General features: G+C 67.6%; 15 protein-coding genes. 2 read left to right on the forward strand and 13 right to left on the reverse strand.

Features of this window, described 5'->3' with window-relative positions; all coding sequences use genetic code 11:
• Window positions 1-67: 67 nt before the first annotated feature.
• Complete coding sequence (locus tag JNK84_RS19955; RefSeq protein WP_293427400.1) at window positions 68-1,897, reverse strand: ABC transporter ATP-binding protein; 1,830 nt, start codon at window positions 1,895-1,897, stop codon at window positions 68-70.
• Between the two features lie 247 nt (window positions 1,898-2,144).
• Between JNK84_RS19955 and JNK84_RS19960 the strand changes: the two genes are divergently transcribed.
• Window positions 2,145-3,194: an Ldh family oxidoreductase gene (locus tag JNK84_RS19960; protein WP_293427254.1), complete on the forward strand. Its 1,050-nt coding sequence runs from the start codon at window positions 2,145-2,147 to the stop codon at window positions 3,192-3,194.
• A gap of 11 nt (window positions 3,195-3,205) precedes the next feature.
• Here JNK84_RS19960 and JNK84_RS19965 read toward each other — a convergent pair whose 3' ends face one another.
• The 7 genes from JNK84_RS19965 to JNK84_RS19995 all read right to left on the reverse strand — a co-directional run bounded on the left by JNK84_RS19965 (window position 3,206) and on the right by JNK84_RS19995 (window position 9,823).
• Window positions 3,206-3,925 carry an ABC transporter ATP-binding protein gene (locus tag JNK84_RS19965; RefSeq protein WP_293427257.1) on the reverse strand — a complete coding sequence of 240 codons (720 nt, stop codon included), beginning with the start codon at window positions 3,923-3,925 and terminating at the stop codon, window positions 3,206-3,208.
• Window positions 3,926-3,928: 3 nt separating this feature from the next.
• Window positions 3,929-4,705 carry an ABC transporter ATP-binding protein gene (locus JNK84_RS19970; protein WP_293427260.1) on the reverse strand — a complete coding sequence of 259 codons (777 nt, stop codon included), beginning with the start codon at window positions 4,703-4,705 and terminating at the stop codon, window positions 3,929-3,931.
• Entirely contained in the window at window positions 4,702-5,706 is a 1,005-nt protein-coding gene (locus tag JNK84_RS19975; protein ID WP_293427263.1) for a branched-chain amino acid ABC transporter permease, read from the reverse strand. Before JNK84_RS19975 ends, JNK84_RS19970 begins: the two co-directional genes overlap by 4 nt.
• Window positions 5,703-6,590, reverse strand: a complete 888-nt coding sequence (locus tag JNK84_RS19980; RefSeq protein WP_293427266.1) for a branched-chain amino acid ABC transporter permease — start codon at window positions 6,588-6,590, stop codon at window positions 5,703-5,705. Before JNK84_RS19980 ends, JNK84_RS19975 begins: the two co-directional genes overlap by 4 nt.
• 69 nt (window positions 6,591-6,659) lie before the next feature.
• On the reverse strand, window positions 6,660-7,811 hold the full coding sequence (locus JNK84_RS19985) for an ABC transporter substrate-binding protein (RefSeq protein WP_293427269.1): 1,152 nt from the start codon (window positions 7,809-7,811) through the stop codon (window positions 6,660-6,662).
• A gap of 165 nt (window positions 7,812-7,976) precedes the next feature.
• Window positions 7,977-9,200, reverse strand: a complete 1,224-nt coding sequence (locus JNK84_RS19990) for an LLM class flavin-dependent oxidoreductase (protein ID WP_293427272.1) — start codon at window positions 9,198-9,200, stop codon at window positions 7,977-7,979.
• A gap of 92 nt (window positions 9,201-9,292) precedes the next feature.
• A complete protein-coding gene (locus JNK84_RS19995; protein WP_293427275.1) occupies window positions 9,293-9,823 on the reverse strand; it encodes a flavin reductase family protein in 531 nt (176 codons plus the stop codon).
• Between the two features lie 119 nt (window positions 9,824-9,942).
• Here JNK84_RS19995 and JNK84_RS20000 point away from each other — a divergent pair, with 119 nt between their 5' ends.
• Window positions 9,943-10,854, forward strand: coding sequence for a LysR family transcriptional regulator (locus tag JNK84_RS20000; protein ID WP_293427279.1), 912 nt, complete (start codon window positions 9,943-9,945; stop codon window positions 10,852-10,854).
• Window positions 10,855-10,868: 14 nt separating this feature from the next.
• Here JNK84_RS20000 and JNK84_RS20005 read toward each other — a convergent pair whose 3' ends face one another.
• Genes JNK84_RS20005 through JNK84_RS20025 form a run of 5 tightly spaced genes read right to left on the reverse strand, consistent with a single transcriptional unit; the run spans window position 10,869 to window position 15,468 of the window.
• Window positions 10,869-11,648: an ABC transporter ATP-binding protein gene (locus JNK84_RS20005; RefSeq protein WP_293427282.1), complete on the reverse strand. Its 780-nt coding sequence runs from the start codon at window positions 11,646-11,648 to the stop codon at window positions 10,869-10,871.
• On the reverse strand, window positions 11,645-12,706 hold the full coding sequence (locus tag JNK84_RS20010) for a dihydrodipicolinate synthase family protein (RefSeq protein WP_293427285.1): 1,062 nt from the start codon (window positions 12,704-12,706) through the stop codon (window positions 11,645-11,647). Before JNK84_RS20010 ends, JNK84_RS20005 begins: the two co-directional genes overlap by 4 nt.
• Before the next feature lie 31 nt (window positions 12,707-12,737).
• Entirely contained in the window at window positions 12,738-13,577 is an 840-nt protein-coding gene (locus tag JNK84_RS20015) for a GNAT family N-acetyltransferase (RefSeq protein WP_293427288.1), read from the reverse strand.
• The gene (locus JNK84_RS20020; protein ID WP_293427290.1) at window positions 13,564-14,628 is read right to left on the reverse strand and encodes an NAD-dependent epimerase/dehydratase family protein; all 1,065 of its coding nucleotides are present in this window, start codon (window positions 14,626-14,628) and stop codon (window positions 13,564-13,566) included. The genes JNK84_RS20015 and JNK84_RS20020 overlap by 14 nt, the downstream gene beginning before the upstream one ends.
• An 18-nt stretch (window positions 14,629-14,646) precedes the next feature.
• Window positions 14,647-15,468, reverse strand: a complete 822-nt coding sequence (locus JNK84_RS20025; RefSeq protein ID WP_293427292.1) for an ABC transporter permease — start codon at window positions 15,466-15,468, stop codon at window positions 14,647-14,649.
• Window positions 15,469-15,495 lie beyond the last annotated feature (27 nt).

Genomic DNA, 15,495 nt, shown 5'->3' on the forward strand with positions numbered 1-15,495 from the left:
CGGTTGCCCCGAATATCCGCGTCAAGCGCTCGCGCCGCAGTGCCGGAGCCGTAGGCGCGCGTATCGCTCAAGCGCTCTTGGGCTCCCACTCCTCGCCCCAGATCTGGACGACGTGACCGGGCGTGACCTCGCGGTACTGGCGCGGCGGCGGCACGTAGTCGGGCAGGCGCACCGGGCTGCGGATCTCGTCGTTGGAGACACCGCGCCGCTCGCCGCGACGCGTCGGATCCGGCACCGGCACGGCAGCCATCAGCTTCTTCGTATAGGGATGCTGGGGATTGCCGAAAACAGCCGCGCGCGGGCCGAGCTCGACGATCTCGCCGAGATACATGACCGCCACGCGATGGCTCATGCGCTCGACCACCGCGATGTCATGGGAGATGAACAGGTAGGCAAGGCCCATATTCGCCTGCAGGTCGAGCATCAGGTTGACGACCTGCGCCTTGACCGAGACGTCGAGCGCCGACACCGCCTCGTCCGCGACGATCAGCTTGGGCCCCAGCGCGAGAGCGCGCGCGATGCAGATGCGCTGGCGCTGGCCACCGGAGAATTCGTGCGGGAAACGGGAGGCCATGTCCGGCTTCAGCCCGACGCGATCGAGCAGCTCGCTGACCTTGTCGCGCGCCTGCGCCGTGGTGGCGAGGCCGTGGGCATAGAGCGGCTCCGCGATCGCCGAGCCGACAGACATGCGCGGATTGAGGCTGGCGAAGGGGTCCTGAAAGATGATCTGCATCCGCTTGCGCATGTCGCGCAGCGACCGCCCGTCCATCTTCAGAACGTCTTCGCCATCGACCACGACGGAACCGCTGTTCGGCTCGACCAGCCGGAGGATCGAGCGGCCGGTGGTCGACTTGCCGCAGCCGGATTCGCCGACCAGCGCCAGCGTCTCGCCGGCATGCAGCGAGAAGGACACGTTCTCCACCGCGTGAACGCGCCCCGAAACCTTGCCGAAAAGACCGGACGTGATGTCGAACCGCGTGGTCAGGCCGGAGACTTCCAGCACCGGCCGCTCGGCGGCCTTCACGGTGTCCGGCGTTTCGACCGGCACGTCGCTCTCGCCGGTCGTCTTGTTCACCACCGGGAACCGCATCGGCCGCGCGCGGCCTTCCATGGAGCCGAGCCGCGGCACGGCGGAAAGCAGCGCGCGGGTATAGGGATGGGCGGGCGCCGCGAAGATCTGGGCGGTGTTGCCGGCCTCGACCGCCTCGCCCTGATACATGACGACCGTGCGGTCGGCGATCTCGGCCACCACGCCCATGTCGTGCGTGATGAACAGGATCGACATGCCCTCCTCCTCCTGAAGCAGTTTCAGGAGTTCGAGAATCTGGGCCTGAATGGTCACGTCGAGCGCGGTGGTCGGCTCGTCGGCGATCAGCAGCTTCGGCTTGCAGGCGAGCGCCATGGCGATCATGACGCGCTGGCGCATGCCGCCGGAGAACCGGTGCGGGTATTCGTGGAAGCGCGACTTCGCCGCCGGGATGCGAACCTTCTCGAGGAGCCCGATTGTCTCCAGTTCGGCTTCCTTGCGCGACAGGCCCCGATGCGCGATCAGCGCCTCGGCGATCTGGAAGCCGACGGTGAGCACCGGGTTGAGCGAGGTCATCGGCTCCTGGAAGATCATCGCGACCTCATTGCCGCGGACCTCGTGCATGGCCTTTTCCGGCAGCGTCAACAGGTCACGCCCGGCCAGCTTGATGCTTCCCTCGATCTTGCCGTTCTGGGGCGGCACCAGTCGCATGATCGACAGCGCCGACACCGACTTGCCCGAACCCGACTCGCCGACAATGGCCACGGTCTCGCGCGGCGCGACATCGAAGGAGACGCCACGAACCACCGTCGTCCAGCCTGCATCACCACGGAACGATGTCCGGAGATTCGATACGGACAGCACGGGCATCGCCAAGCCTGGCGAAGGGGCAGTGACAAGCTGGCTGGCGGCGCTCACGGTGCTGCTATCCTCGGAGAACGGGAACGAAGCCCCAAAGCTCCGGTGCCGGAGCGATGAAGTCAATACACCAGCGGATGTTCTTGACCGTCGCGATTGCATGGCGGCGGCGGGCTCGCATTCGTGCCGGCCGCCGGGCATGCCTGATATATGGGCGGACGCGACGGGCGCTGCCCGTCATCGGAACAGGATCACGACGATGAACGGCATTCCCGCGACCGCGCTGCTGCGCCTTGCCTGCGATTTGCTCACGGCTGCCGGAGCGCCAGAGGCCCATGCGCTGACCGTGGCCGAGGCAATGATCGATGCCGACATCGAGGGGCTCGGCTCCCACGGCCTCATGATGCTGCCCATGTATCTCGACCGCGCCTCCGCCGGTTCGATCGATCCGCGCGCCAGCGGGCGAATCGTCACCGATCAGGGGGCGCGCGTCGTCATCGATGCCGAGAACGGCTTCGGCCATCTGACCGCTACCAGCGCGGCCGCGCTCGCCGCCGACCGCGCCGAGGCGCATGGGCTTGCAGCCGTCGCGGTTCGCAACGCCTTCCATTTCGGCGCGGCCGGGCGCTATGCACGATCGATGGCGCTGCGCGGCTGCATCGGCATCGTCCTGGCCAACACCCGCCCGCTGATGCCCGCGCCCGGCGGAGCGGAACGCGTGGTGGGCAACAATCCGATCGCCATCGCGGTTCCTGCCGGGTCGGAGCCGATCGTGCTCGATCTCGCGCTCAGCGCGGGCGCGATGGGCAAGATCCGCCTCGCCGATTCCAAGGGCGAGGCCATTCCCGGCGACTGGGCGACCGACGCCTCCGGCGTGCCGACCACCAATGCGGCGGAGGCGATAGCAGGCATGCTGCTGCCGACCGGTGGCGCCAAGGGTTTCGGCCTTGCCGTGATGGTCGACCTGCTGGTCGGCGGCCTCTCGTCGGGCGCCATCGGTCACGAGGTGCGCCCGCTGTTCGGCGACCTCAGCCAACCCTATGGCAGCGCCAATCTGTTTCTCGCCATCAAGGTCGACGGCTTCCGCCCGCTGGCCGAGTTCGAAGCCGCCGCCAACGCCTTCGCGGACAATATCCGGGGGTCGAAGCTGGCTCCCGGCGCCTCGCCCGTGCGCATGCCCGGCGACCGGGCCATCGCCGCCCACCGCGCCTTCGGCGGCACGCTATCCCTGCCGGCCGCGACGCTCGCTGGCCTGCGCAGATCGGCGGAACGGCTCGGCGTCGCCCTGCCGGCCGAACTTCCGGCCTGAGCGCCGGCCTGTCAGCCGCCGAGATAGGCCTTCGCCAGTCCGCTATCGTTGAGCGCTCCCTTCCACTCGGACGGGCCGATCTCACCCACAACGCGGCCGAGCTTCATGACATAGGCCCGGTCCACCGCCTCCGTCGCGAGCGCCACGTTCTGCTCGATCAGAAGGACGCTGACGCCTTCCGAGCGGATCTTGCCGATCACCTCGACGAGGCTTTTCACCACCTTGGGCGCAAGCCCCGTGGAGGGTTCATCGAGGATCAGAAGGTCCGGCTGGAGCAAGAGCGCGCGGCCAACGGCGACCATCTGCTGCTCGCCGCCCGACAGAAGCTCGACATTGGCATCGAGCCTGCCCTTCATGAAGGGGAACAGGTTCAGCACGGCGTCGAGGGTGAAGCGCTCGGCCGATTTCGGCCGCTTCTTTCCCTCGTGTTCGGCAAGTTCCAGATTGGTCTTCACCGTCAGCTCGCCGAACAGCCGCCGGTTCTCCAGAACAACGCCCATGCCCGCCGCCGCCCGGCGGTGCGCAGCCTGTCCGTGAATCTCGACCCCATCCTTGACGATGCGGCCGGACCGAACCGGGTTGAGACCGCAGAGCGCGCGTACCAGCGTGCTCTTGCCCGCGCCGTTCGGACCGATGACCGCGACGCCCTCGTTCGTCCCGACCGTCAGGTCGACATCGTGCAGGACGGTCATGGCGCCGTAGCCCGCGGAAATCTTGTCCACCGACAGCATGGCTCAGGCTCCGAGATAGGCTTCGCGCACGCGCGGATCGGCCTTGATGGCGGCGAAGGTGCCGCGCGCGATGATCTCTCCGAAGCACAGGACGCTCACGGTCGAGGACACCGCCATCAGGTCCATGTCGTGCGAAACGAGGAAGATGGTCATACCCTCGGAATTGAGCTTTTCCAGCAGGGTACGGAGCTGCTGCGTCTCCTCCGCGTTGAGGCCCGACGACGGCTCGTCGAGGCAGAGGAGGTCCGGCTTTGCGAGCGCCGCGCGCGACAGCTCCAGGAGCCGCTGCTGGCCGGCGGGCAGATCCCCGGCGCGGATATCGGCGATGCCGCGAAGGCCGAAGCGACGCAGCGCGTCGTCGGCGACGTCGTGCATCTCCGCCAGTTCGCGCCGCGAGGCCGGCACGCCGAACAGGTTGGCGAGGAAGCTGCTGCTCGACAATTTGTGGCAGCCGGCGACGAGATTTTCGTGCACCGTCATATTCGCGAAGATCTGCGGCGTCTGGAAGGTCCTGACGATGCCGGCATAGCTGCGTGCGGCGACCGGCATGCTGGCAACGCTGCCGCCCCTGTAGACGACGTCGCCCTCGTCCGGCGTCAGGAAGCCGGAGACGATGTTGAACAATGTGCTCTTGCCGGCCCCGTTCGGGCCGATCAGGCCGGTTATCTGGCCCTCGACGATGTCGAGCGTCACGCCGCGCAGCACGGACAGGCCGAAGAAGCCCTTCGAGATGTGCCGGACCTGCATCAACGCGTCGTTCTGGATGCCGATGGCGGTCATCGGCCCGCCCTCCCCTGTCCGTTCAGCAAGCCGCGAACCCGGTCGCGCAGGAAGCCGCCAATGCCCTGCGGCAGGAAGATGACCGCGAGAACCAGCACGCCGGCATAGACCAGAGCGTGGATGTCGCCGAGCTTGCTGAGGAGGTTCGGCGCCAGCGTGATGAAGGCCGCACCGAAGATGGAGCCGAAAATGGTCTGCGCGCCGCCGACCACCGCCACGAGCAGGAAGCTCACCGCGCGGTCGATGCCGAAACTGTCGACGCTGACGAAGGTCACGTAGCTTGCGAACAGGCTGCCGGCGAGCGAGCCGACCACCGCGCTCATCACGAAGACCTGCACCTTCAGCCTGTGAACGTCGATGCCGAGCACCATGGCCGCCGAGGGGGCGTCGCGCATGGCGCGCATCGCGAAACCCGCGCGCGACTTCAACAGGTTCGCATACAGCCAGAAGACGAGGCCCGCGACGATCCAGACGAAGTAGTAGAAGCGCTGCGGCGTGTTCAGCACGAAGCCGAACAGCGAGATGCGCGCGATGCCGCCGACGCCGAGCGTGCCGCCGGTGATCCAGTCCCATTCGAGGAACAGCACATGGCCTATCGTCGCCAGCGCCAGCGTCGCCAATGCCAGGAAATGGCCGGAAAGGCGCAGGACCGGCCAGCCGATCAGGAAAGCCACGGTGCCGGCCACCGCCATGCCCGCGAACAGCGAGGGTACCCAGTGCCAGCCGAGCGCGGTGGTGCCGTAAGCGGTGGCATAGGCGCCGATGCCGTAGAACACGCTCTGCGCCAGCGAGATGATGCCGCACTGTCCCAGCAGGAAGGCGACGCCGACACCGGCGATCGAATAGAGCGCGGTGAAGACCAGGAGATCGACCGTCCCGCGTGACGCGACCAGCGGCACGCTGGCCCACACCGCGACGAACACTGCCGCTGCCGCGATCAGGGCGAGGTTGCGCGGCATGCGGTTGCCAGCCGCGAAGCTCCGGCTTTGATCGAGGCTCATCCGCCGGCCCTCCCGCGATGACCGAGGATGCCGTTCGGGATGGCGATCATGATCAGGATCAGGAACGTCATCGCGATGACGTCCTTGTAGCCGGAGGACACGAAGACGATGGCCAGCGCCTCGACAAGGCCGAGCATGAGGCCGCCGACAATGGCGCCGAACGGGTTGCCCAGCGTGCCGATGATGGCGGCCGTAAAGCCCTTGAGCGTGAGCAGCAGGCCCATCTCGTAGTGGATGGTGATCAGCGGCGAGACGAGCACGCCGGCAACGCCGCCGACCGCGCCACCGAGCAGGAAGGTGAGCGAGCGCATCAGCGGCACGTTGATGCCGATCGTGGTCGCTCCGTCCGCATCGATGGAGGCGGCCATGATCGACTTGCCGATGAAGGTCTTGGTGTAGAAGAAGCGCAGCGCGACGACCACCGCCAGGCTCAGCACGATGAGCCAGACCGCGTGGACGCGGATGGCGGCGTCAAACACGTCGAGCAGCTCATTGCCGCCAAGGCCGCGAACCGGATGGGAGTCGCGGCCGAAGAACAGCAGCGCCGCGGCGGATACCGCGAAGGCGCCGCCCAGCGTCACCAGCAGGAAGGACTCCTCCGTGCCGCCGCGCTTGCGGGTCGGGCGGACGAGCAGGAGCTCGACGGTCCAGCCGACGATGGCGCCCGCGACCATGCCGCCGAGAAAGGCGATGAGGATCGGCGCGCCGAGGCGCTCCATCGCCAGATAGGCGGCAATGCCGGCGACCAGCGAGAAGTCGCCCTGCATGGCGTTGACCACGCGGCTGCCGCGATAGATCACCGAAAGCCCGAGGCCGATTAGGCCATAGACGCAGCCATTGGTGACGCCAGCCAGCAGCGACTGGATGAAGAGCGTGGTTGTCATCGGACCGTCGGACTCATGCGTCGGGGGAACGTGGATGCGGGCCGACTGCCCGCATCCGCCGCAATCGTATCAGGACCGAGCGGTCACCTTGAAGGGCAGGCGCGTGAACTGCGTCTTGACCAGCTTGGAAAAGACGAAGCTCGACAGTTCGATGCCGGTCATGTCGGCGGCCGCGAAGTTGTAGCTCGCCATCACGCCGCGATAGGGCTCGCGCATCGCCTGGGCGATGGCCTCGCGATCGGTCGGACCGGCCTTCTTCAGGGCGTTGACCGCGATCTGCAGCGCATCCCAGCCCGCCGCCTCATAGTTCTTCGGCAGCGAATTGTAGGCGGCCTTGTACATCTCCACGAAGGCCTTCTGATGCGGCTCCGGGTCTTCTCCGACGAGGAATTCCGGGAAGACGATGTCGTCGGCATATTCGCCCATGCCGCGCACATAGTCGTAAGGGGAGGAGCCGATGGCCGAGATGATCGGCTGGGTGATGCGCACCTGACGCGCGCCGCGGAACGGCACCGGCGAGGTCGCGATCACATAGACCGCCTCGGGCTGCGCCGCGCGGACCTTGGCGGCCTGCGTCGAGACATCCTGCGCGCCGACCTCGAACTTCTCGACCGCGGCGAAGGTGACGCCGTAGGTGGCGGCCTGCTCGCGCAGGCTGTTGTAGACCAGCTGGCCATAGCCGGAATCGTGCAGGACGCCGATCTTCTTGAAGTTCTGCGCCTTGGTGTATTCCAGCATCGCCTTGGCGTTGAGCGGCTGCGGCGGCAGGACGTGGTAGAGCGACTTGTAGGTCAGTTCGATCGCCGGCCCGAGGCCGGTCAGCGCGACCTGCGCCATCTTCTCGCCGTTGGTGAGCGCGGCGATGGCGCCGGTGCTCGCCGTCAGCGACGAGCCGATCATCAGCGGCACCTTCTCGTTGAAGATGAGCGCCTCGGCCTTGCTCTTGGCGATGTCGGGCTTGGAGCCGTCGTCCTCGATCAGCACGCGGATCGGGCGGCCGTTCACGCCGCCGGCCTCATTCACCACCTTCTCAGCGAGCTGCATGGCGCTGCGCTCGGCCTGGCCGAGGCCGGCGCCCGGACCGGTGAGGCAGAGCACGGCGCCGATCTTGATGGGCTCGCCGCCCTGCTGCGCGATGGCCGGTGCGTGGAGCGCGCCGAGCGCCGTGACGCCGGCCGTGCCCATCAGCACGGTGCGGCGCGAAATATTGGACCTGATCATTCCTGGTATCCTCCCGGGTGGAGCACCCCGCGCTTCTTCGGCCGGTTCGGTGCTGGTGGCATGGCGATGCGGCGATGCGCCCGGCGGCCCCTTGGACCGTCGGGCAGGTGATAGGCGTCATGCAGCCCGGGACATAGCGTCCGGCCGCATGCCTGTTCGGCCGCGTTACTCGGCCGCGGCGCGGTATTCCGGCGTTTCGAGCTGCGGCAGCACCTCGCGCATGAACAGGTCGAGCTCGTCGAGCATCACGTCCTTCGGGCACTGCGCCCAGTGCCAGATGAGCGTGATGTACTCGCAGGGTGCGTGGTCATAGATGTTGCGCCAGACGTCGCGGCTTTCCTGGATCGTGCCGCCGACGAACAGCTCGCTCTTCTTCATGCTGTCGACCAGCGTGTTCGGGTCGCCCTGCGGCATCTGCGGGAAGAACGGCGCATAGAAATTGTGGTAGATGTCGAGATCGTACTTCCGAAGCCGCTCGTCGAATTCGCCGGGCTTGCGGGTAATGTGCGGGAAGCGGACGATGTTCTGCCGCTCGCCGAGCGCGAAGTCGTAGCCCGACTGGCGCGCGATGTCATGATAGAGCCGGACGCCGTTGGCGACCTGCTCGACCGGCGAGAAATAGGTCGGGATGAAGCCGCGCCTGGCGCAGAACTCGACGCTCTCCTTGCTCTTGGTCGTGGCGCAGAAGATCGGCGGATGCGGCCGCTGGAACGGTTTCGGCACGACCGCGATCTTGGCGACGCGGCCCTGGTCGTCCACCTCGCCCTCGACGCCGGCGAGCCGGGCGGTCCTCGCGGCCGGATAGCCCTCGATACCGCTCAGCGGATAGGGCGCCTTGTAGGTCGGGCCATCGAGCACGACGGCATCCTGCGTCCAGGCGGCGATGAGCTGCTCGACGCGTTCCTCGAACACGTCGCGGTTCTTCTGGTCGGAGGCGCTGCCGTCGGAGACGGTCGCCGCGGCGCCCGCCCATTGCCCCAGCACGTTCGCCCAGCGCGACTGGTAGCCGCGGGCAACGCCGACCCAGTAGCGGCCCTTGGTCAGGTGGTCGAGGATCGCGGTTTCCTCTGCGACGCGGATCGGATCCTGCGTTGCCATGACATAGCCGATGGCGCCGATATTGATCTTCGAGGTCTTGGCCGCCCAGTAGGCATTGAGGATGCCGGGGTTCGGTCCGACCTCGTAACCCTCGGAGTGGAAGTGATGTTCGATCGTCGAGGCGCCCCAGACGCCCATGCGCTCGGCCTCGACGACGATGTCGGTCCACTCGTGCACGACCTGCTGGTACATGTCGCGGTCCATGCCCATCGGACGCTTGGCGATGCGGTCCTCGAAACCGTCGCTCGGGAACATCGGATAGAGCTGGAGGATGACTTTCGGCCGCGCCATGCGTGCCTCCCTTCATGTGCTTTTTGCCGAACCATAGAGAGAATGGCCGGTCGTGAGATGAAGCCTCTGGCTATGAGTGTTATCGCTGCCGGCTATAAGGCTGCGCCCGGAGCGAGCTGCCGCATGCCGCCGGAAAAGAAGACCAGCGGGTCGCGGTCGGGAGCCTGGTCAAAGGCGTCGACACGCCCGACGAAGATGACGTGGTCGCCGCCCCAGTAGCGGTAGAGCGTGCGGCACTCGAACCGCGCGGCGACGCCCGGCAGGACCGGAATTCCCTCCGGGCCGATGTCGAGTTCCAGCCCCGCGAAGCGATCAATGCCGGAGCGCGCGAACTGGCGGGCGATGCCTTCCTGTCCGTCCGCGAGGACGTGAACGACGAAGTGCGTCGCCTCGTCAAAGGCCGGGTGGCTCGACGAGGTCAGCGACAAGCTCCAGAGCACCAGCGGCGGATCGAGCGAGAGCGACGCGAAGGAGTTGACGGTCACGCCGCAGGCCTTGCCGGACTTCGTGCGGCTGGTGACCACCGTGACGCCGGTGACGAAGCGACCGAGCGCGTCGCGCAGCGCCCGCGCGTCTGTCGGCGGCGGGGCGGTCACGACCTCTTTCATGGCAACCAGGGTCATCGGGGGCTTCCTCGGCTGCGCGAGGCCCTTGTCGGCCCCGGCGACCTGAAACTAGCCGTTCCGTTGCCCCATAGAATGCTATAAGATCGTATGTCAGTTATAGCCTATGGATATAAGTCTTGGACCTGCGGCACGTCACGGCCTTCGTCGCAGCTTATGAGGAAGGCAGCATCAATCGCGCGGCCCAGCGCCTGAATCTCGCCCAGCCGAGCGTCAGCGGCATCCTCCGCGACCTGGAGGCCGAGATGGGCACGGCGCTTCTCGAACGGCTCGCGCGCGGAGCCCATCCGACCGCCGCCGGGGAGACCTTCTACCGCCACTGCCTCAAGGTGCTCGCCGAGGTCGACGCCGCCCGCAAGTCGGTGATGGCGGGTGCCGACCGCGTCGCCGGACCGGTCAATATCGGCCTCGCGCCGACGGTCGCAAAGGGCCTGATGCCGCGGTTCATCGCGACCTATCTCGCCGATTTCCCGGACGTCCAGCTGAGGATCACCGAAGCCTTTTCCGGCCCGCTCACGGAATGGACGCTGTCGGGCGATGTCGACTTCGCGGTCGTCGCCGTGCCACCGGTCGACCGCCGGCTCGTCACCCGCCGGCTCTCGCCTGATCCCATCTTCCTGATCTCCGCGCCGGGCGGGCTCGCCGCGCGAACCAGCGGACCGTTGTCCGGCCTGCCGCCGGTGAAGATCGCCCTGCCCTCGCAGAATAACGGCCTGCGGACCATGCTCGATCGCTACATCCACTCCGTCGGGATGACCGTCGACCGGCTGGTCGAGATCGACAGCCTCCACGGCATTCTGGAGCTCCTGAAGCGCAGCGACTGGGTGACCCTCCTGTCGCTGACCTCGATCCTCAAGGAACTCGACCGTGGCGAGCTGGCGGCGCGACGCACCGACCCGCCGCTGGACCTCGAATTCTACCTCGTCCATCCCGCGAGGCGCTCGCTATCGGCCGCCGCGCGGATCTTCGTCCAGCGTCTGGAACAGGCTTTCGCCGATATGGCGACGGAGCGGGCGAGGCGCAGCCTCTAGAAGCCACCGGGCGATCAGAAGCCCAGCAGTCCATAGATGCGCTTGACGTAGTTGCCGAAGGGCTCGGTGGTCTTGATATCGAGCGTGCGATCGGCCGGCAGGTCGATGGTGAAGTAATCCGCCATTCGCGCCGGCCCGGCCGTCAGCACCGCGCAGCGCGCGCCGAGGAAAACCGCCTCCTGGATGGAATGGGTGACGAACAGGATCGTCTTGCCGCTCTCGCGCCAGATGCGCAGCATTTCCAGGTTCATCTTCTCGCGCGTCAGCGCGTCGAGCGCGCCGAAGGGCTCGTCCATCAGGATCAGCTTCGGGTCGTGCACGAGCGCCCGCGCGATGGCGGCGCGCTGCTGCATTCCGCCCGAAAGCTCGTAGGGATATTTCTGCTCGAAGCCGGCAAGACCGACCATGGCGAGCAGGTCCCGCGCCCGCTCGCGCGAGGCCTTCTTCGGCAGTCCGAGGATGTCGGCGGGCAGCAGCACATTGTCGAGAATGGTGCGCCATTTCAGCAGCAGCGCCTGCTGGAATACCATGCCGACATCGCGCCCGGGCGTGAAGGCCATGTGGCCGTTGCCGATCCTGACTTCGCCGTCATCGGCGTCGTGCAGGCCGGCCAGAATCTTCAGCACCGTCGTCTTGCCGCAACCCGACGGGCCGACCAGCGCGACCATGTCGCCCTCGGCGACATCCATGGTCACGTTGGAGACGGCGACGAAGCGCTTGCCGCCGGTCGTGTAGGTCTTGGCGACATTGCGCAGGCGAAGCATCGGCTCGGCCGTGGTGAGCGTGTCGGTCATGCGAGCCAGCGCTCCAGATTGGCGGCGACGAAGGCGTCGTCGGCAAGGTCGGCATGCTCGCGCGAGACGCGGTCGATCAGCGCCGACTGGCCGGGGCTCAGCCCTTCCTTCGGGTTGAGGCACCAGATGCCTTCCAGCAGGCCCTGCCGGCGCAGCACCTCGTGACAACCGGCGATGCAGCCGTGGAAATCGTTGGCGACGTCGAAGAAGGCGGCGTTGCAGTCGGTGACCCGGGCGTCGAGCGCAAGAATGTCGGCCGGAACGGCCGGCTTCGCGGCCGCCGCCTTGAGGCGCGCCAGCAGGTCCACCGCGCCCCTGGTCCAGACCGACCAGTGGCCGAGCAGGCCGCCGCGCACGCGCACCTCCACCTGCCTGCCATCTCTCGCCGCCACGAAGGGCGTGACCAGATCGAGGACGATGTGATCGTCATTGCCGGTATAGAAGGCGATGCGATCCTCGGCCCCCGCCGCGACGATGCCGCGGACCACGTCGAGCGTGCGGTAGCGGTTGAACGGCGCGGCCTTGATGGCGACCACGTTGTCGATGGCGCAGAACTCGGCCCAGAAGGAAGCGTCGAGGTTCATGCCGCCGACCGCCGGCTGGAGGTAGAAGCCGACCAGCGGGATCTCTTCAGCGACGCGCCGGCAATGGGCGACGATCTCGGCCTGCGTCCTGCCCTTCATCGCGGCAAGGCTCAGGAGGCCCGCGTGATAGCCGAGCGAGACGGCAAGCTTCGCCTCGCGCACCGCCTGCTCCGTCTGGCCACAGACGCCGGCGATCATCACCAGCGGCCGGTCGGTCCAGGCGCGGGCATCCTCCATGGCGGCGGCCAGAACCGGCTCATAGAGACCGACATCGCGGATTTCGAACTGCGTGGTGTGGACGCCGACCGCGAGGCCCCCGGAGCCGGCATCGACATAGTAGCGGGTGAGCGCCCGCTGCCGGCGGCGATCGAATTTCCTGGCGGCGTCGAGCGCCAGCGGATGGGCGGGGATGACCGCCCCCTGCATCAGCACGGACCGGACATCGGCTGGAATATCGTTGCGGTGAAGGCCCATCGGTCGCGTTTCCCAGTCGGTATGTTGGTGGTCAGCCGAGTTCCGGCCCGGCAATGGCGAAGACCCGTTCCGGGTCGCCGAAGGGTTCTCGCCGCCCGAGCGCCATGCGCAGGTACGGGCGCTCCTTCGCAAAGCCTCGCTTCGCCAGAAGGTCTTCGATGATCGGCCGGCCCTCGGGCACGTCGATGAGGATCGGTCCCGGAGCGGCGGCCATGGCCGCATCCAGCAAGGCCGCGGCGGCGTCTTGGTCATCGGCCACGAGCGGGCCGATCGAGACAGCCGCGCGGCCCGGGCGGGCCAGCACGAAGCCGCTTCTCTCGGGCAAAACGAGAGCAACATCCGGCGCGCGCGCCGCCAGCCCCGCCACCAGCCCTGCGCGCGCCGCGCCGAAGGTTTCGGCATCGCGGGCGACGATCCAATCGAGATCGGCGGCCTTCGCCCGAACGATGCCCGGCGCGGCCTCGCCACCTCCCGGGCTCGTACCGCGCCAGCGCCAGAGCGGCGCGACCGGCTCGAAGCCAAGCGGCCGGTAGATGCGCTCGCCCTGTGGCGTCGCGTCGAGGACCGGTACGCGCCCGGTCTCCTGAAGCGCCGCGATAGCGCGCTTCAGGATGGCCGTGCCAAGGCCGCGCCCGCGCGCGGCCCTGGCGGTCAGGACCATGCTGATCCAGCCGAAACCGTCATAGGGTAGGATCGCGCCTGTCGCGGCGAGCATGTCCCCGTCCCGGACACCGAAGACGTTGCCCGCCCGGAAGAAGATGAGCCAATCGTCGGCCGACTGGTTCCAGCCGGCCTCCTGCGACAGCGCGAGCGCGCCTTCGAGGGCGCCCTCGTCCAGCCGCTCGACGGCGATGGTGTCAGTAGGCGCCATCCCGCACCTCGAAATGGGTGGGCTTGCCGAGGCTCGGCTTCTCGCGGGCGACCCAATCGGCCACCCAGTCAACCATCTTGGTCAGCGGCACGACCGGGTAGCCGAACAGGCGCGCAGCCTCTGCCGCATTGTTCAGCCAGGCGGTCGGCGCTTCCTCGCCGGTGACCACCGGCGCCTTGCCGAGGCGCTCGCCGAAGACCTTGGCGAGCCAGCGCACGGAGATCGTCTCCGGCCCCGTGACGTTCAGCGGCGAGGCAGGCACCGTCGCCTGCTTCAGCGCGCGCAATGCCTGCGCGTTCGCGTCGCCCTGCCAGATGACGTTGACATGGCCCATGGTGACGTCGATGGGGCGGCCGTCGCGCACCGCGCTCGCCACGTCGAACAGCACGCCGTAGCGCAGGTCGATCGCGTAATTGAGGCGGAACAGGCGGCCCGGCGTGCCGAGCCGACCAGAGAAATAGGCCATCATCCGCTCGCGGCCGATGCAGGAATTGGCATATTCGCCCGGCGGCGTCAGCGGGCTGTCCTCGGTCGCTCCCTGCCCGGACGTGGACACGAACGGATAGACGCAGCCGGTCGAGAAGGTGACGATCCGCGAGGCGCCGAAGGCCTCGGCGACGATCGTCGGGACATGGACGTTCATCGCCCAGGTCAGCGGCTGATCGCCCTCCGCGCCGAACTTGCGGCCGGCCATCATGATGACGTTCCGCACCTTCGGCAGCGCGTTGACGGCGCCACGGTCGAGCAGATCGCAGGCGATCGTCTCGATGCCGTGGCTCTCGAGCTCGTCCTTGAGGCCCTTCTCGCTGAACCGGGCGACGCCGTAGACGCGCTTGTCGGGAGCCGCGCGGCGGGCGAGGCGCGCCAGCGTCGGGCCCATCTTGCCGCCGACGCCCAGCACCATGATGTCGCCGTCGATCGCCGCCAGATCGCGCGCGAGGTCGCGGCTCGGCGTGGTCATGAAATCCTCGAGCGCCTCGGCCGTCTCGAAGCGCTCGGGAAAGGACGCGGCGTCGAGCCAGGCGACGGGGTCGCGGGTCACGTCGTTCATGTCGGGCCTCCCGGCCGGTCAGGATTTGCGGGCATCGCGCGGCACGAGCCAAAGCTCGAGCGCCAGCACCGCGAGATAGAGCGCGATGCCGATGAGGGTGAGCAGGACGACGGCCATGAACATGGCGGGCGTGTCGAGCGAGGCCTGGACCTGGATCATCAGGTAGGCGAGGCCACGGTCGGAGGCGATGAATTCGCCGACCACCGCGCCGGCGACGGCGAGGATCGCCGCCACCTTCATGCCCGAGAAGATGTAGGGCAGCGAACCGGGGAGCTGGATGTAGCGGAACATCTTCCAGCGCGAACCCTTGAGCGACTTCACGAGGTCGAGCAGGTCCGGCTCCACCTCGCGCAGCCCGCGCAGCGTCGTCAGCAGGATCGGGAAGAAGCACAGCGAGAAGGTGATCAGCATGTTGGTGCCGATGCCGTAGCTGAACCAGACGATCACCAGCGGGCCCAGCGCCACCTTGGGGATCATGTTGAGCGTGACGAGCAGCGGGAAGATCGCCAGTGTCAGGATGCGCGACCAGGAGAAGACCAGCGCCAGACCGATGCCCGCAACCACGGCAAGAAGATAGCCGCCGACGATTTCGATGGTGGTGACGCGGGTATTGTCGAGCCAGGCATAACTCGCCTTGCCGAGCGTCGCGACGATGTCGGTGGGCGCAGGCAGGACGAAGCTCGGCAGCGAGGAGAGCTTCACGCCCAGTTCCCAGACAACGAGAAGCCCGAGATGGACCGCCACCACCGCCGCCCAGCGCAGCGCCGTCGCACGGACCTCCTCCGGCGACGAAGCCGCGGTTTCCGCCGGGCGGTCTGCCTCGATTCCGGTCACCGTCATGCGCCGCCTGCCTCCCGGCTGATCGCG

The organism is Phreatobacter sp. (assembly GCF_016793595.1).
GTDB lineage: Bacteria > Pseudomonadota > Alphaproteobacteria > Rhizobiales > Phreatobacteraceae > Phreatobacter.